This window comes from Streptomyces sp. NBC_01171 (genome assembly GCF_045039805.1).
GTDB lineage: Bacteria > Actinomycetota > Actinomycetes > Streptomycetales > Streptomycetaceae > Streptomyces.
On the sequence record NZ_CP108609.1, the window covers coordinates 1243053 to 1257238 of the forward strand.

Genomic DNA, 14186 nt, shown 5'->3' on the forward strand with positions numbered 1-14186 from the left:
CAATCCGGCAGCCCCCACGATCGGCCGGACAGGTCCTAGCCGTCGCACCTCCTACGCTCCTGTGGTCTTGTCAGGGTTCCGCGCACGAGAGCCAGAGTCAGCGCCCAAACGGTCGCATCAACACCCTCGGCCCTACCGATCGAGGAGCCTGATCCAGGATCCGGCACCTCACGGAGGCTCGCTCGGTCGCCGCCTGTCGAATGTGTGTCGAAGGCAGCGCCACCCTGAGCAGGAGAGCAGGACCATGCACAGGTCAGAGTCCGGCCAGCAGCCGATAGATCAAGCGCCTTCTAAGCGCTTGGCCGCAGGTTCGAGTCCTGCCGCGTGTGCCACCCCTCGCCTTCCCAACCCGGTAGGGCCCTTTGCTGGTTGAGGCGGGTGCCGGCCGACACGACGAAGCCCCGGGCACCCTGCTGACGATCAAGGGCAGGCGCCGAGGCTGTCCGACTGCCGCCGAGGTCTCGCCGATGGCCGTGTCGAGGTGGGAGAACGCGTGCTCAACGAACCAGCGTTGGGTACCCAGGCCGGGGCCATGGGCGGTACCCCGACGAGCGTTCGGCGGCTTTGAGGTCCCAGACCGGGCTGTTCAACACCATGTCCAGGTCAGAAGCCCGGCCGCTCCGAAATCGGAGTGCAGGGGAGTCATCGCATTGCGATACTGCACCGATGATCAACGTGCCTACTGCTGCGCTGGATTCGTTGTACGGGCTCGCGTTCGGCGACGCCTTCGGCGACCGCTGGTTCGGCATCCTGCGCAGGCACGGTCCGGCAGCCCTGGAGGCGCGGACGCTGCCACCGGAGCCGCTGTGGCGGTGGAGTGACGACACCGCTCAAGCGCTGGTTCTCGTCCGGGAGCTCGTCGAAGGCGGGGGCATCGTCGACCAGGACCGCCTGGCCCTGCGCCTCGCGGCGGCCTACGCCGAGGACACGCACCGCGGCTATGGGGCCTCGATGCATGACGTGCTGCGCCGGATCGATACGGGCGAGCCCTGGCAGAAGGTGGTCGCCGGACAGTTCGGCGGCCAGGGCTCCTGGGGCAACGGCGCGGCCATGCGCGCCGCCCCGCTCGGTGCCTGGCACGGCGCTGACCTCGATGTGGTCGCTGAGCAGGCCGCCCGCCAGAGCGCGGTCTCGCACCACCACCCGGAGGCGGTCGCCGGCGCGGTGGCGGTCGCCCTGGCCGCGGCGCTGGCGACCCGCAGCCGGGGCGGTCCCACCCCGGCCAGATCGGACTTCCTCCAGGCCGTCGCCGAACGACTCCCCGACAGCGACGTCCGGTCGGGCGTGCGGATTGCGGCCCGGATGCCGGAGCGCACCTCGGTTCGGCATGCCGCGGAGGTCCTGGGATCCGGCTACCGGATGTCGGGGCCCGACACCGTCCCGTACGCCCTGTGGTGCGCGGCGGGGCACCTCGACGACCTGCAAGAGGGCCTGTGGGTCACGGTCGCCGGGCGCGGGGACATCGACACAACCTGCGCCATCGCGGGCGGGGTCATCGCCGCCCGCACCGGCGTCGCCGCCCTTCCTCCTGCCTGGCACGCGGCCTGTGAACCGCTGCCCCCGGTCGTGACGTAGTAAGAACTCCGGCCGGGACAAGTGCAGGCGTCTCCAGTAGATGAGTGCGCATCCGAGGGCGAAGAGGCTTCATGGACGTCGTCGCGGATCTCCCAACGGATCCGCAGGCGGCGGAACCAGTGCAGGTGCGAGAACGCGTGGTCCACAACCCGGCGTTGGGTGCCCAGGGCGGAGACGCGTGCCTGCACAACGCTCAGCTAGTCATGCCTACTTGCCGCGACGGGCATACCAGCCCGCCACCACTGCGACGAGGATGGCGGTCACGAAGGCCCACACCGTGACGGGGCCGTACCACGTGCGGTAGGTCACGAGAGCATGCATGCCGTGCCGGATACCCGGCATTCTTGGGCGCAGACGGCAGCCGTGCCGCATGCGGGTGGGCGACGCGGAGTGTTCGGGACGCACCAGGTCAGGGGCGGCTCACCCTCTGACACGCCAAGCCCCCTCACCCCACCACCCCCTCAAACACCCCGAACGTCCCCCCGTCGAACAACACGAACCGCACCTCCTCCACCCCCGTATCAGCCGACCGCACCGTCTCCACAGCGACCCGCGCCGCCTCCTCCACCGGCCACCGGTACACCCCCGTGGAGATCGCCGGGAACGCGACCGTCCGTGCCCCCACCTCATCCGCCACCCGCAGCGACTCCCGGTAACAGGACGCCAGCAAGGCCGGATCGGAGCCGGGCCCCTGCCACACAGGCCCCACCGTGTGGATGACCCACTCCGCCGGAAGGTCCCCCGCCGTCGTGGCGACCGCCTCACCCGTGGGGAGGCCCCGGCCGTACTGGGAGGCACGGAGGTCGCGGCAGGCCGCCAGGATCGAAGGGCCGCCCCGCCGGTGGATCGCTCCGTCCACCCCTCCCCCGCCCAGCAAGGACGAGTTCGCCGCGTTGACGATCGCGTCGACCCGCTGCTCGGTGATGTCGCCCTGGACGAGCGTGATCGTGGTCATCGTTGCCTCAGCCTTCTCCAGACGTACTTGGCCGCGTTGTGGCCAGACATGCCGTGTACCCCCGCGCCGGGCGGAGTCGCGGAGGAACAGAGGAAGACGGCGGGGTGGGGGGTGCGGTACGGGAACAGGGTGGGGCGCGGACGCAACAGCAGTTGGAGGCCGTCCACCGCGCCGCAGGCGATGTCGCCGCCGATGTAGTTGGCGTTCCGGGCAGCCAACTCGGGAGGGCCGGCCGTGGCTCGGGCCAGGACGCGGTCGCGGAAACCCGGGGCGAAGCGGTCCAGTTGGCGTTCGATCGCGTCCGTGAGGTCGCCCTGCCAGTTGTTCGGGACGTGGCCGTAGACCCAGAAGACCTGCTTGCCCTCGGGGGCACGGGTCGGGTCGGCCACGCTGGGCTGCACCGTGATCAGGAACGGCGGGTCGGGGGCGCGGTTCTCGCGGGACGCGGCGCGCAGGGCGCGGGCGATCTCGGCCCGGTTCGCGCCCAACTGGACCGTGCCCGCGACGCGGGCCTCGGGGGCGGTCCACGGGACCGGGCCGTCCAGCGCGTAGTCGATCTTGAAGACGCTGGGGCCGTAGCGGTAGCCGTCGTAGTAGCTGCCGAAGCCGGCGATGCGGGCCAGTGCGGTGGGTGAGGTGTCGAAGATGTAGGCGCGGGCGGGCGGCAGGTCGTCCAGCCGTTTGACCTCGTAGTCGGTGTGCACCGTGCCTCCGAGGTCGACCAGGTACGCCGTCAGCGCGTCCGAGATCGACTGGGAGCCACCCAGCGGTACCGGCCAGCCCCGCGCATGCGCGGCGAGCGCGAAGACCAGGCCGATCGCGCTGGTGCCGAAACCGCTCAGCGGGGCGATCGCGTGGGCGACCAGGCCGGAGAACAGGGCCTTGAACCGCTCGTCGTGGAAGCGGCTCATCAGGGCCGTCGCGGGCGGCAGGCCGGCCAGGCCGAAGCGGGCCAGGGTGACGGGGTCGCGCGGCAGCGCGGTCAGCGGCAGGGACATGAAGTCCCGCAGCAGTGTGTCCCAGCGATGCAGGAACGGCGTGATCAGCCTGCGGTACGCGCCCGCGTCGCGCGGGCCGAACGACGCCGCCGTCTCCGCGACCGAGCGGGCCAGCACCGCCGCGCTGCCGTCCAGGAACGGGTGGGCCATGGGCAGCTCGGGGTGCAGCCACCGCAGCCCGTACCGCTCCAGCGGCATGGCGCGGAACGCGGGCGAGTTGACGCCCAGGGGATGCGCGGCCGAGCAGGGGTCGTGCCGGAAGCCGGGCAGCGTCAGTTCCTCGGTGCGGGCGCCGCCGCCCACGGTGGAGCGCGCCTCGAAGACGGCCACGGAGAAGCCCCGGCGGGCCAGCTCCACGGCGGCGGTCAGCCCGTTCGGCCCCGCCCCCACCACGACCGCGTCCAGCATCGACGGCACCTTCCGACCCCCTCGTCAGCCGATGGCAACTCGGATCAGCATAGGCCGGGGCACCCTCACCGGCCCGGCCCGCTCACCTCACCCCGTGCGCAGCAGCTCCCCCACCCGGCGGGCCGTGGCGGCGTCGCGGGCGGCGGTGAACGGCAGCGCGTTGCCCCCGGTTATCCGGAACGGCTCCCCGGTGAGCGTGAGGTGGGCGCCGCCCGCCTCCTCCACCAGCAGCAGGCCCGCCGCGTGGTCCCACGCGGCCTCCCAGGAGAACGCCACGGCGTCGGTCTCGCCCCGCGCGATGGCCAGGTACTCAAGACCCGCCGAGCCGCAGGAACGCGGGGCGACCCCGTCGGTCCACAGGGCCCGCAGCGCGCGCTTCTGGTCCTCGGTGGTGTAGTCCGGGTGCGAGACGGCGACCGCCAGGTCCCGGCCCGGCGCGGGCAGCCCGGCGAAGAGCCGCTCCCCGTCCAGGAAGGCGCCCTTGCCCCGCACGGCGGTGGCGAACTGGTCCCGGACCGGCGCGTACGTCCAGGAGGCCAGCACGGTGCCCCGGTGGGCGAGCGCGACCAGGGTGCAGAAGCCGTCGTTGCCGTGCACGAACTGGCGGGTGCCGTCGACCGGGTCGATGATCCACACCGGTGCGTCGCCCCGGATGGCGTCGTACGTCGCCGGGTTCGCGTGCACCGCCTCTTCGCCGACCACGACCGAGCCGGGCAGCAGGGCCCTCAGCTCCTCGGTGAGGCGCCGCTCGGCCAGGCGGTCGGCGTCGGTCACCAGGTCGTGCGGCCCGCTCTTCTGGTCCACCTCGTGCTCGGCCAGGCGGCGGAAGCGGGGCAGGATCTCGATGGCCGCGGCCTTGCGGATCGCCTCCTCCACCTCGGCGGAGTGGTGGGCGAGAAACTCCTCGATGGTTCCGGTGTCGTCGATCATGTGTCCATGAGACCACGGTCGGCCGACATCGCCCTCCCGGCTGTGGATAACCTCCCGGCCCGCAGGTAGGCCGACCGCTCAGCGGCCCACCGCGTACCCCTGCATCCCCCGCGGATTGGCCGCGGCGGACAGCACACCGGTGGCGGGGTCGCGGGCGACCGCGCACAGCCGGCCCTCCGACCAGGCGGAGCCCACGGTCACGTCGTGCCCCCGGCGGCGCAGCCCGGCGACGACCTCCTCGGGCATGCGGGACTCGACCGTCACGCTGCCGGCCCGCCAGCCGCGCGGGTAGAACGAGCTGGGAAAACCGTCGTTGTGCCAGTTCGGGGCGTCGATGGCGCCCTGGAGGTCGAGCCCGCCCCGCACCGGTGCGCGCAGGGCCGCCGCCAGGAAGAAGTGCGTCTGCCACTGGTCCTGCTGGTCACCGCCGGGCGTGCCGAAGGCGAGCACCGGCACGCCGTCCCGCAGGGCGAGCGACGGGGACAGGGTCGTACGGGGGCGGCGGCCCGGCGTCAGCGTGTTCGGCAGGCCCTCCTCCAGCCAGGTCATCTGGAGCCGGGTGCCGAGCGGGAAGCCCAGCTCGGGCACGACCGGGTTGGACTGGAGCCAGCCACCGCTGGGCGTGGCGGCGATCATGTTGCCCCACCGGTCGACCACGTCGAGGTGGCAGGTGTCCCCGCGCGTCGTGCCGTCGGCGCTCACGCGTGGTTCGGCGACCACGGTGGGCTCTCCCACCGCCGCCGTGGCCACGGTGGGCTCGCCCACGCCCGCGGCACCGCCCGGCACGCGCGCGTGGGCCAGCTCCGGCAGCCGGGGCGTACGTCCGCCGGGGCTCCCCGGCCGCAGCTCCCAGGAGGCGTCGGCGCCGACCAGGTCCCGCCGGCCGGTGTTGTACTCCGCCGACAGCAGCTCGGTGAGCGGTACCTCGTCCGCGTCTCCGTACCACGCCTCGCGGTCGGCCATGGCGAGCTTGCAGCCCTCGATCAGCAGGTGGACGTAGTCCGCGCCGCCGTACGGCGGGAGGTCGGCCGGGAGGAGGGCGAGCTGCTGGAGGAGGGACGGGCCCTGGCTCCAGGGGCCCGCCTTGCAGAGGGTCCAGCCGTTCCAGTCGTACGTGGCCGGAGCCTCATAGGTCGCCGTCCAGTCCGCGAGGTCGGTCTCGGTGAGGGTGCCGGTGTGGTGGGCGCCGCTGGAGTCGAGGGTGGGGCGGCGGGACTGGCGGAGCAGCGCCTCGGCGATGAAGCCCGTACGCCACACCGCGCGGGCGGCGTCGATACGGGCCTCCCGGTCGCCCGCGCCCTCGGTCTCGGCCAGCAGGCGCTTCCAGGTCGCGGCGAGGGCGGGGTTGCGCAGCGGCTCACCGGGGCGGGGTGCGCGGCCGCCGGGCAGGTACACCTCGGCCGAGCTGGTCCACTCGGTCTCGAACAGCTCCCGCACGCTCTCCACGGTCGCGGTGACGTTCTCCACGGGCGGGTGGCCGTGCTCGGCGTACCCGATGGCGTATTTCAGCACCTCGTCCAGAGGTTTGGTCCCGTGGTCGCGCAGAAGCAGCAGCCAGGCGTCGAAGGCGCCGGGAACGGCGGCCGCGAGGGGGCCGGTGCCGGGGACGAGATCGAGTCCGAGACCCCGGTAGTGCGCGACGGTGGCGCCCGCCGGAGCGACGCCCTGCCCGCACAGCACCTGGACCTCGCCGTCGGCGGGAGCGAGCAGGATGGGCACCTCGCCCGCCGGGCCGTTCAGATGGGGTTCCACGACGTGCAGCACGAACGCGCCCGCCACGGCCGCGTCGAAGGCGTTGCCGCCGTCCTCCAGCACCGCCATGGCCGACTGGGAGGCCAGCCAGTGGGTGCTGGACACCATGCCGAAGGTGCCCTGGAGGGTGGGACGGGTGGTGAACATACGGCCTCTTCTCTGCGCGAACTCCTCTGCGCACCGGCTCTTCCCCGCCCGGTGATTCATGCAGGATGAAACGTGTTCCGCCGAGGCCGGCGCAAGAGGGGCCGACGGAAGAGGGACCGGAGCGAGAGGCCACGAGAAGGCCCCGCGAGCAACTTGCCCGCGGGGCCGTCGTGCGAGAGCGGTGATCAGGCGGTGTGCAGCGTCAGCCCGTACCGGCTCAGAATCTCGTTGATCGGCTGGAACCAGGTCTCGCCGCCGCTGGAGCAGTTGCCCCAGCCGCCGGAGGTGACGCCCTGGGCCTGGTCGCCGCTGATGAACGAGCCGCCGGAGTCACCGGGTTCGGCGCACACGTTGGTCTTGGTGAGCTGGTACACCGCGCCCTGGCTGTAGTTGACGGTCTCGTTCAGCGCGAGGACGCTGCCGCAGTGCCAGTGGCTGGTCGAGCCGGAGCGGCAGATGGAGGTGCCGGGAGGCGCCACGTTGGAGCCGCGCACCAACTGGTCGGAGGTGGTGCCCCAGCCGAGCACGACCGGTACGGTCCACCAGCCGCTGCCCACGTTGACCCAGGCGTAGTCGTTGTCGGGGAACGACGAGCCCTGGAAGTTGCCGACGTAGGACCGGTCCCAGCCGTAGACGGCGGCGGACGGCTGGCCGCAGTGCCCGGCGGTGACGAAGCCGCCGTACACCGAGAAGCCGATGGAACAGCGGACGTTGCCCGTGTAGTACGGGTCGCCGCCGACCGTGCCGGCCGCCAGGGTGCTCGCGGACTCGGCGACCTTGTGGACGGTGACGGGACCCGCCTGGCGGGCGCTCGCCAGGAAGCGCTGGACATCGTTGTCGGCGGCCTTGGAGCGGACCACGTCGATCACGACGGACCCGGCGCTGGGGTCGACGTGCCAACTGGTCACGGACTTGGGCGCCTTGAGGCGGTCGACGCGCGCCTTGGCCGCGTTCAGCTCACGGGCGCTGTGCTCCACCGTGCGTACGGTGGCCCCGGCGTCACGGAGCTTCTGGCGGACGCCCGCGGAGGCGTCGTCGGTCACGGCCACGGTCAGGCGGCCGCTCTTGGCGTCGAACCAGGAGCCGCCGTAGGCCGCACCGGCGGTCGCGCGGGCTTTCGGGTCCAGGTTGGTGGCCGTGCGTTCGGCCTTGAGGCGGGCCTCGGCCTGGGACTTGGTGAGCCCGAAGTCGTGCTGCATCGCGGTCAGCAGGCTCTTGGAGGCGGGGGCTTCGCCGGCGTTCTGCGCGGCGGCGGGGAGGGTGCCCGCCGCGGAGAGGCCGCCGAGCATGAGCAGTGCGGCCGCGGCGGCGCGCATGACTTTCTTGCGTCTCATGGGGAGTTGCCCTTCGTCGTTCCAACGAGGTGGGGGTGGAACAGCCGATGTATGAGAGCGCTCTCATCAGTGCGGGGCAGAGCCTAGCGGCACCTCCACAACAGGTCCATGCCAATCACACGTCCTCTGTTCCAGCCGTGGAGACGGAGGAGACGTGGGCGATATGCGGCTCCTCGGCACCTGGACGGGTCACCGCTCAAGTACGCAGCGAGTTCGGGCTTCCGTGGCGCGGACCCCTCGTGTGAGACTGGCGTCCCCCGTCCCTGCGGACCCCTTCCGTCACCCCCTCTCCCACGAGAAGTGCGCCGTGAGTTCTCTGCCTCTGCCGCTCGCCCTCACCGCTCGTCTGTCCCCGGTCGTCGTGCTGGCCGTCGCCGGATGGGCCCTCAGCTCGGGTCCCGCCGCCACCGCCAACTCCGGTCCGGCTCCCACGAGTCAGGCGTCCACCGGTGCCTCCGCCGCCCCGGCCGCGTCCTCCGCCGCGCCCGCCGTGAAGACGTACGACGCCGCGCCCGCGCCCTGCACCGGCGTGCCCGTGGCCACCGTCAAGTCCCTGGTGCCCGGCGCGAAGACGGCCGGCAAGGAGATACCGTCCACCGACTCCAGGCTGCGCCGCACCTGCTCGTGGAACGCGCTCGAGGGCTACGACTACCGCTGGCTGGACGTGTCCTACGAGGTGACCGCCTCCGACGACGCGGCGGAGAAGGAGTACCAGCAGCGGGTCACCGAGAAGAGCGGCGGCGGTGCGGTGCCGGGGCTCGGTGACGGCGGCTACTCCGTCGTGAACTTGAACACGGAGGACAAGCAGCAGACGCGCGAGGGCGTGGTGCTGGCCCGTGCCGCCAACGCGCTGGTGGTCGTCACGTACAGCGGCAGCGACTTCGAGAGCAAGAAGGCCCCGGAGACCTCCGAGATCAACAAGGGCGCCATCAAGGCGGCCAAGGACGCGGTGGCGTCCCTGCGGAGCGGGGCCAAGTAACGGCAGAGCCCCGGCAGTCGGTCCACGACCGCCGGGGCTCCTGTGCTCAACTGGCCGCTGTCTTCCTGCCGCCGGCCAAGGTCAGCACCACGTACAGCACCAGCGAGGTCCCCAGGCCGACCGCCCAGCCGTAGTCGGCCAGCGGGCGGAGGGCCGGGATCGGGCGGCCGTCGATCAGCGGGTGGAAGTCGGCGCCTCCGACGGCGAGGACGCCGCCCACCACGAAGGCGACCACCGCCCGCCAGTTCCAGCCGCCCGCGTACCAGTACCGTCCGCCCGCGCGGTACAGGTCGGCCAGGTCGAGGCGGGTGCGGCGCAGGAACCAGTAGTCGGCGATCAGGATGCCCGCGACCGTGCCGAGCAGACCGCCGACCAGACCGAGCCAGGTGAAGATGTAGCCCTGCGGGTCGGAGTACAGCCGCCACGGGAAGATCAGCACCGCGAGGACGGCGGTGATCAGGGCGCCGGTGCGGAAACTGACCTTGCGGGGCGCGACGTTGGAGAAGTCGAAGGCCGGGGAGACCAGGTTGGCCGCGATGTTCACGGAGAGGGTCGCCACCAGCACGGTGACCAGGGCGTAGATCAGGCCCACCACGTTGTCGGTCTTGGCGGCGAGCTGGACCGGGTCCCAGACCGGCTCGCCGTACACCGCCTGCGAACCCGAGGTGACCAGCACCGACAGGAACGCGAACAGGGTCATGGTCGTGGGCAGACCGAAAGCCTGCCCGAGGGTCTGGGCGCGCTGGCTGCGGCCGTAGCGGGTGAAGTCGGGGATGTTCAGGGAGAGGGTGGACCAGAAGCCGATCATGCCCATCAGGGAGGGCCAGAAGAGCTTCCAGAAGTCGCCGCCCCAGCCCAGCTTGGACGGCTGGTCGAAGAGCGGGCCGACTCCCCCGGCCTGGTCGCTCATCCACCACAGCATCACGAACGCCCCGACCAGCACGAAGGGGGCGGCCCAGTTCTCGAAGCGGCGGATGGTCTCCATGCCCCGCAGGATGATGGCCACCTGGATCGCCCAGAAGATGGCGAAGGAGAGCCACATGGTCCAGGGGTAGCCGCCGATGTGCGAGGCGCCGGACCAGCGGTCGCCGATCAGCTTGCCGGCGAGGAAGAAGATCGCCTCGCCGCCGATCCAGGTCTGGATGCCGAACCAGCCGCAAGCCACCAACGCCCTCACTACGGCGGGCAGGTTGGCGCCGCGCACCCCGAAGGAGGCGCGGGCGAACACCGGGAAGGGGATGCCGTACTTGGGTCCGGCGTGCCCGGTGAGCAGCATCGGCACCAGCACGATCAGGTTGGCCAGGGCGATGGTGAACACGGCCTGTTTCCAGTCCATGCCGACCGCGATCAGGCCCGAAGCCAGTGTCCAGGAGGCGGTGTTGTGGGCCATGCCGACCCACAGCGCGGAGAAGTTGTACGTCGTCCAGGTCCGTTTGGCGGCCGGTACGGGAAGCAGGTCCTCGTTGGCGTAGGGACCGCTGGGCGCGGGTGCGCCGGGGGCGATCTCCACCCGGCCGTCGGCGAGGGTGACTTGGGCGGAGGGCGGTATGGCCGTGGGTGCGGTTTCGGTCATGGTGCAGGCCAATCGGATGGGAGGGTCGGGACAGGCCGTGCGGGGGGGGTGCGTCCCGTAAGGGTTCCGTACGGGCGTCCTGGCCCCCTTCCGCGCGCGGGGCGGGAAGGGGGAGTTCGATTCGCCTGCCGTGCTCAGGCGTTGACGGCGGGGATCACCTTCGTGCCGTAGGCGTCGATGGTGGCCTCCTGCGCGTCGTGCATGTCGTACACCGCGAACTGATCGACGCCCAGGGCCCGTAGGGCGTTCAGCTTCTCGATGTGGGCCTCGACCGGGCCGATCAGGCAGAAGCGGTCGACGATCTCGTCGGGCACGAACTGGGTGTCGGGGTTGCCGCTGCGGCCGTGGTGGGCGTAGTCGTAGCCCTCGCGGGCCTTGATGTACTCGGTGAGTTCGTCGGGGATCTGCGCGGAGTGCTCGCCGTAGCGGGAGACGAGGTCGGCGACGTGGTTGCCGACCATGCCGCCGAACCAGCGGCACTGTTCGCGGGCGTGGGCGAGCGCCTCGGGCGAGTCGTCGTCGGTGACGTAGGCGGGGGCGGCCACGCAGATGGTGACCTCGGACGGGTCACGGCCGGCGGCGACAGCGGCGTCCTTGACGGTCTTGACCATGAACTCGGTGAGATAGAGGTCGGCGAGCTGGAGGATGAACCCGTCGGCCTCCTCGCCGGTCATCTTCAGCGCCTTGGGCCCGTACGCGGCCATCCAGACGGGGAGTTCGGCGCCCGGCTTCACCCACGGCAGACGGATCGGGGTGCCGCCGAGGTCGGTCTCCTCGCCCCGGCCGAGGGCGCGGATGACCTTCATGGCCTCGCTGATCCGGGCGAGGGTGTTGGGCTTGCGGCCCGCGACGCGCATGGCGGAGTCGCCGCGCCCGATGCCGCACACCGTGCGGTTGCCGTACATGTCGTTGAGGGTGGCGAAGGTGGAGGCGGTGACCTCCCAGGTGCGGGTGCCCGGGTTGGTGACCATCGGACCGACGGTCAGCCGCTCGGTGTGCGCCAGGATCTGGCTGTAGATGACGAACGGTTCCTGCCAGAGCACGTCCGAGTCGAAGGTCCAGCCGTGGGTGAACCCGTTGCGCTCGGCCCGCTTCATCAGGTCGATGACGCGGGAGGCGGGCGGGTCGGTCTGGAGTACGAGACCGAAGTCCATGGGCACCACTCCTAGTTGAGGTACTGACAGGTGGAGCGCGGGGTGTAGACGCCGTGCCCGGCGTGGCCGGTGTACTCCCGCTCGGTGATGACGGGGACGCCGCGCGAGAGGACCGTCTCGACCCGGCCGGTGATCCGCTTGCCCTCGTACGCCGAGTAGTCGACGTTCATGTGGTGCGTCTCGGCCGAGATGACCTGCTCGGCGTGCGGGTCGTAGATCACCACGTCTGCGTCGGCGCCGGGCGCGATGGTGCCCTTCTTCGGGTACATGCCGAACATGCGGGCCGGGGTGGCGCAGGCGATCTCGATCCAGCGGCGGCGCGAGATGTGACCGTCGACCACGGCCTGGTGGAGGAGGTCCATGCGGTTCTCCACGCCCGGCATCCCGTTGGGGATCTTGGAGAAGTCGCCCCGGCCCAGCTCCTTCTGGCCCGAGAAGCAGAACGGGCAGTGGTCGGTGGAGACCACCTGGAGGTCGTTGGTGCGCAGGCCCCGCCAGAGGGCGGCCTGGTGGTCCCGGGGCCGCAGCGGGGTGCTGCACACGTACTTGGCGCCCTCGAAGTCCGGCTCGGCGAGGTTGTCGGTGGACAGGAACAGGTACTGCGGGCAGGTCTCGCCGAAGACGTTCAGCCCCTCGTCGCGGGCCCGCGTCAGCTCTGCCACCGCCTCCTGCGCCGAGACGTGCACCACGTACAGGGGGGCACCGGCCACCTGGGCGAGCTTGATGGCGCGGTGGGTGGCCTCGGCCTCCAGCAGGGCCTTGCGGACCTCGCCGTGGTAGCGGGGGTCGGTCTCGCCGCGGGCGAGGGCCTGCTCGACCAGGACGTCGATGGCGATGCCGTTCTCGGCGTGCATCATGATCAGTCCGCCGTTCTCGGCGGCGCGCTGCATGGCGCGGAGGATCTGGCCGTCGTCGGAGTAGAAGACACCGGGGTAGGCCATGAACTGCTTGAACGAGGTCACGCCCTCCTCGACCAGCAGGTCCATCTCCTTGAGCGTCTCCTGGTTCACATCGGAGACGATCATGTGGAAGCCGTAGTCGACGGCGCAGTTGCCCTCGGCCTTCTGGTGCCAGGCGTCCAGACCCTCGCGCAGGGTGCCGCCGACGTTCTGGATGGCGAAGTCCACGATGGTGGTGGTGCCGCCCCAGGCGGCGGCGCGGGTGCCGGTCTCGAAGGTGTCGGCGGCGTAGGTGCCGCCGAACGGCATCTCCATGTGGGTGTGGCCGTCGACGCCGCCGGGGATGACGTACTTCCCGGTCGCGTCGATGGTCCGGTCCGCGGTGAACGCCTCGGCGGCGGGGGTTCCGGAGGCGGCGAGGGCGGCGATACGGCCGTCCTCGATCAGTACGTCGGCGTGGATCTCGTCGGAGGCGGTGATGACGAGTCCGTTGCGGATGAGGGTACGGGTGCCCATGCTCCTGCTCCTGGATCGGACGGCCTACTGGATGGACCTGTCGGCTACGGCGCCGTCAGCGGCTCGTACGTGCCCGGCTCGCGGTCGCGGTAGAACTGCCAGCGGTCGCGGACCTCGCGCAGCTTGGCCATGTCGAGGTCGCGGACGACCAGTTCGGTCTCCTTGTCGCTCGCCACCTCGCCGACGAACTGGGCCTCCGGGTCCACGAAGTACGTGGTGCCGTAGAAGTCGTTGTCGCCCAGGTCCTCCACCCCGACCCGGTTGATGGCGCCGACGAAGTACTCGTTGGCGACGGCCGCCGCCGGCTGCTCCAACTGCCAGAGGTAGCGGGAGAGTCCACGCGAAGTGGCCGAGGGGTTGAAGACGATCTCGGCTCCGGCCAGGCCCAACGCCCGCCAGCCTTCCGGGAAGTGGCGGTCGTAGCAGATGTAGACGCCGATCCGGCCGACGGCGGTGTCGAAGACGGGCCAGCCGCTGTTGCCGGGGCGGAAGTAGAACTTCTCCCAGAAACCCTGGACCTGGGGGATGTGGGTCTTGCGGTACTTGCCGAGGTAGGAGCCGTCCGCGTCGATCACGGCGGCGGTGTTGTAGAGGACGCCGGGCTGCTCCTCCTCGTACATGGGCAGCACCAGGACGATGCCCAGTTCCTTCGCCAGCGCCTGGAAGCGGCGGACGGTGGGGCCCTCGGGGATCTGCTCGGCGTACTCGTAGAACGCCTTGTCCTGCACCTGGCAGAAGTAGGGGCCGTAGAACAGCTCCTGGAAGCAGAGGACCTGGGCGCCCTGGGCGGCGGCGTCACGGGCCGCCTGCTCGTGCACCTGGATCATGGATTCCTTGTCGCCCGTCCAGGCCGTCTGGAAGAGGGCGGCGCGGATCACTCGGCTCATCGGGACCTCCGGGTCACTCGGTGTGCCAGAACACTAAGAAGGCTGGGCGGCCGGTTTGAGTGGCAGCGTGTCACGTCTG

Annotated in this window: 11 protein-coding genes and 1 tRNA gene; 3 read left to right on the forward strand and 9 right to left on the reverse strand. The window is 71.2% G+C overall.

The window, feature by feature from the left end:
- Window positions 1-246: 246 nt before the first annotated feature.
- Both OG448_RS05780 and OG448_RS05785 read left to right on the forward strand, forming a co-directional pair.
- Window positions 247-332, forward strand: a tRNA-Arg gene (locus tag OG448_RS05780).
- Window positions 333-666: 334 nt separating this feature from the next.
- Entirely contained in the window at window positions 667-1575 is a 909-nt protein-coding gene (locus OG448_RS05785; protein WP_405551837.1) for an ADP-ribosylglycohydrolase family protein, read from the forward strand.
- Between the two features lie 445 nt (window positions 1576-2020).
- Here the strand turns inward: OG448_RS05785 and OG448_RS05790 are convergent, their stop codons facing one another.
- The 5 genes from OG448_RS05790 to OG448_RS05810 form a co-directional block, all read right to left on the reverse strand.
- Window positions 2021-2530, reverse strand: a complete 510-nt coding sequence (locus tag OG448_RS05790; RefSeq protein WP_391293003.1) for an O-acetyl-ADP-ribose deacetylase — start codon at window positions 2528-2530, stop codon at window positions 2021-2023.
- Window positions 2527-3945 (reverse strand): phytoene desaturase family protein, encoded by a 1419-nt coding sequence (locus OG448_RS05795; protein WP_405551838.1) that lies wholly within the window; start codon window positions 3943-3945, stop codon window positions 2527-2529. The genes OG448_RS05790 and OG448_RS05795 overlap by 4 nt, the downstream gene beginning before the upstream one ends.
- Before the next feature lie 78 nt (window positions 3946-4023).
- Window positions 4024-4866: an inositol monophosphatase family protein gene (locus tag OG448_RS05800; RefSeq protein ID WP_405551839.1), complete on the reverse strand. Its 843-nt coding sequence runs from the start codon at window positions 4864-4866 to the stop codon at window positions 4024-4026.
- A gap of 78 nt (window positions 4867-4944) precedes the next feature.
- A complete protein-coding gene (locus OG448_RS05805; protein WP_405551840.1) occupies window positions 4945-6765 on the reverse strand; it encodes a gamma-glutamyltransferase family protein in 1821 nt (606 codons plus the stop codon).
- A gap of 185 nt (window positions 6766-6950) precedes the next feature.
- The gene (locus OG448_RS05810; RefSeq protein WP_405551841.1) at window positions 6951-8099 is read right to left on the reverse strand and encodes a S1 family peptidase; all 1149 of its coding nucleotides are present in this window, start codon (window positions 8097-8099) and stop codon (window positions 6951-6953) included.
- Between the two features lie 307 nt (window positions 8100-8406).
- Between OG448_RS05810 and OG448_RS05815 the strand changes: the two genes are divergently transcribed.
- A complete protein-coding gene (locus tag OG448_RS05815) occupies window positions 8407-9078 on the forward strand; it encodes a hypothetical protein (RefSeq protein WP_405551842.1) in 672 nt (223 codons plus the stop codon).
- Between the two features lie 46 nt (window positions 9079-9124).
- Here the strand turns inward: OG448_RS05815 and OG448_RS05820 are convergent, their stop codons facing one another.
- The 4 genes from OG448_RS05820 to OG448_RS05835 all read right to left on the reverse strand — a co-directional run bounded on the left by OG448_RS05820 (window position 9125) and on the right by OG448_RS05835 (window position 14107).
- Window positions 9125-10651, reverse strand: coding sequence for an NCS1 family nucleobase:cation symporter-1 (locus tag OG448_RS05820; RefSeq protein ID WP_405551843.1), 1527 nt, complete (start codon window positions 10649-10651; stop codon window positions 9125-9127).
- A 134-nt stretch (window positions 10652-10785) separates the two neighbouring features.
- Window positions 10786-11805 carry a TIGR03842 family LLM class F420-dependent oxidoreductase gene (locus OG448_RS05825; RefSeq protein WP_405551844.1) on the reverse strand — a complete coding sequence of 340 codons (1020 nt, stop codon included), beginning with the start codon at window positions 11803-11805 and terminating at the stop codon, window positions 10786-10788.
- Between the two features lie 11 nt (window positions 11806-11816).
- Complete coding sequence (gene hydA / locus OG448_RS05830; RefSeq protein ID WP_405551845.1) at window positions 11817-13220, reverse strand: dihydropyrimidinase; 1404 nt, start codon at window positions 13218-13220, stop codon at window positions 11817-11819.
- Window positions 13221-13264: 44 nt separating this feature from the next.
- Window positions 13265-14107, reverse strand: a complete 843-nt coding sequence (locus OG448_RS05835) for a nitrilase-related carbon-nitrogen hydrolase (RefSeq protein WP_329016774.1) — start codon at window positions 14105-14107, stop codon at window positions 13265-13267.
- Window positions 14108-14186: the final 79 nt, after the last annotated feature.

What these genes read in the sequence shown, in the direction of transcription:
- OG448_RS05785 (WP_405551837.1), top strand. Translation starts at nt 667, where the DNA reads ATGATCAACGTGCCTACTGCTGCGCTGGATTCGTTGTACGGGCTCGCG.
- OG448_RS05790 (WP_391293003.1), bottom strand. Translation starts at nt 2,530, where the DNA reads ATGACCACGATCACGCTCGTCCAGGGCGACATCACCGAGCAGCGGGTC.
- OG448_RS05800 (WP_405551839.1), bottom strand. Translation starts at nt 4,866, where the DNA reads ATGATCGACGACACCGGAACCATCGAGGAGTTTCTCGCCCACCACTCC.
- OG448_RS05805 (WP_405551840.1), bottom strand. Translation starts at nt 6,765, where the DNA reads ATGTTCACCACCCGTCCCACCCTCCAGGGCACCTTCGGCATGGTGTCC.
- OG448_RS05810 (WP_405551841.1), bottom strand. Translation starts at nt 8,099, where the DNA reads ATGAGACGCAAGAAAGTCATGCGCGCCGCCGCGGCCGCACTGCTCATG.
- OG448_RS05820 (WP_405551843.1), bottom strand. Translation starts at nt 10,651, where the DNA reads ATGACCGAAACCGCACCCACGGCCATACCGCCCTCCGCCCAAGTCACC.
- OG448_RS05825 (WP_405551844.1), bottom strand. Translation starts at nt 11,805, where the DNA reads ATGGACTTCGGTCTCGTACTCCAGACCGACCCGCCCGCCTCCCGCGTC.
- hydA (WP_405551845.1), bottom strand. Translation starts at nt 13,220, where the DNA reads ATGGGCACCCGTACCCTCATCCGCAACGGACTCGTCATCACCGCCTCC.
- OG448_RS05835 (WP_329016774.1), bottom strand. Translation starts at nt 14,107, where the DNA reads ATGAGCCGAGTGATCCGCGCCGCCCTCTTCCAGACGGCCTGGACGGGC.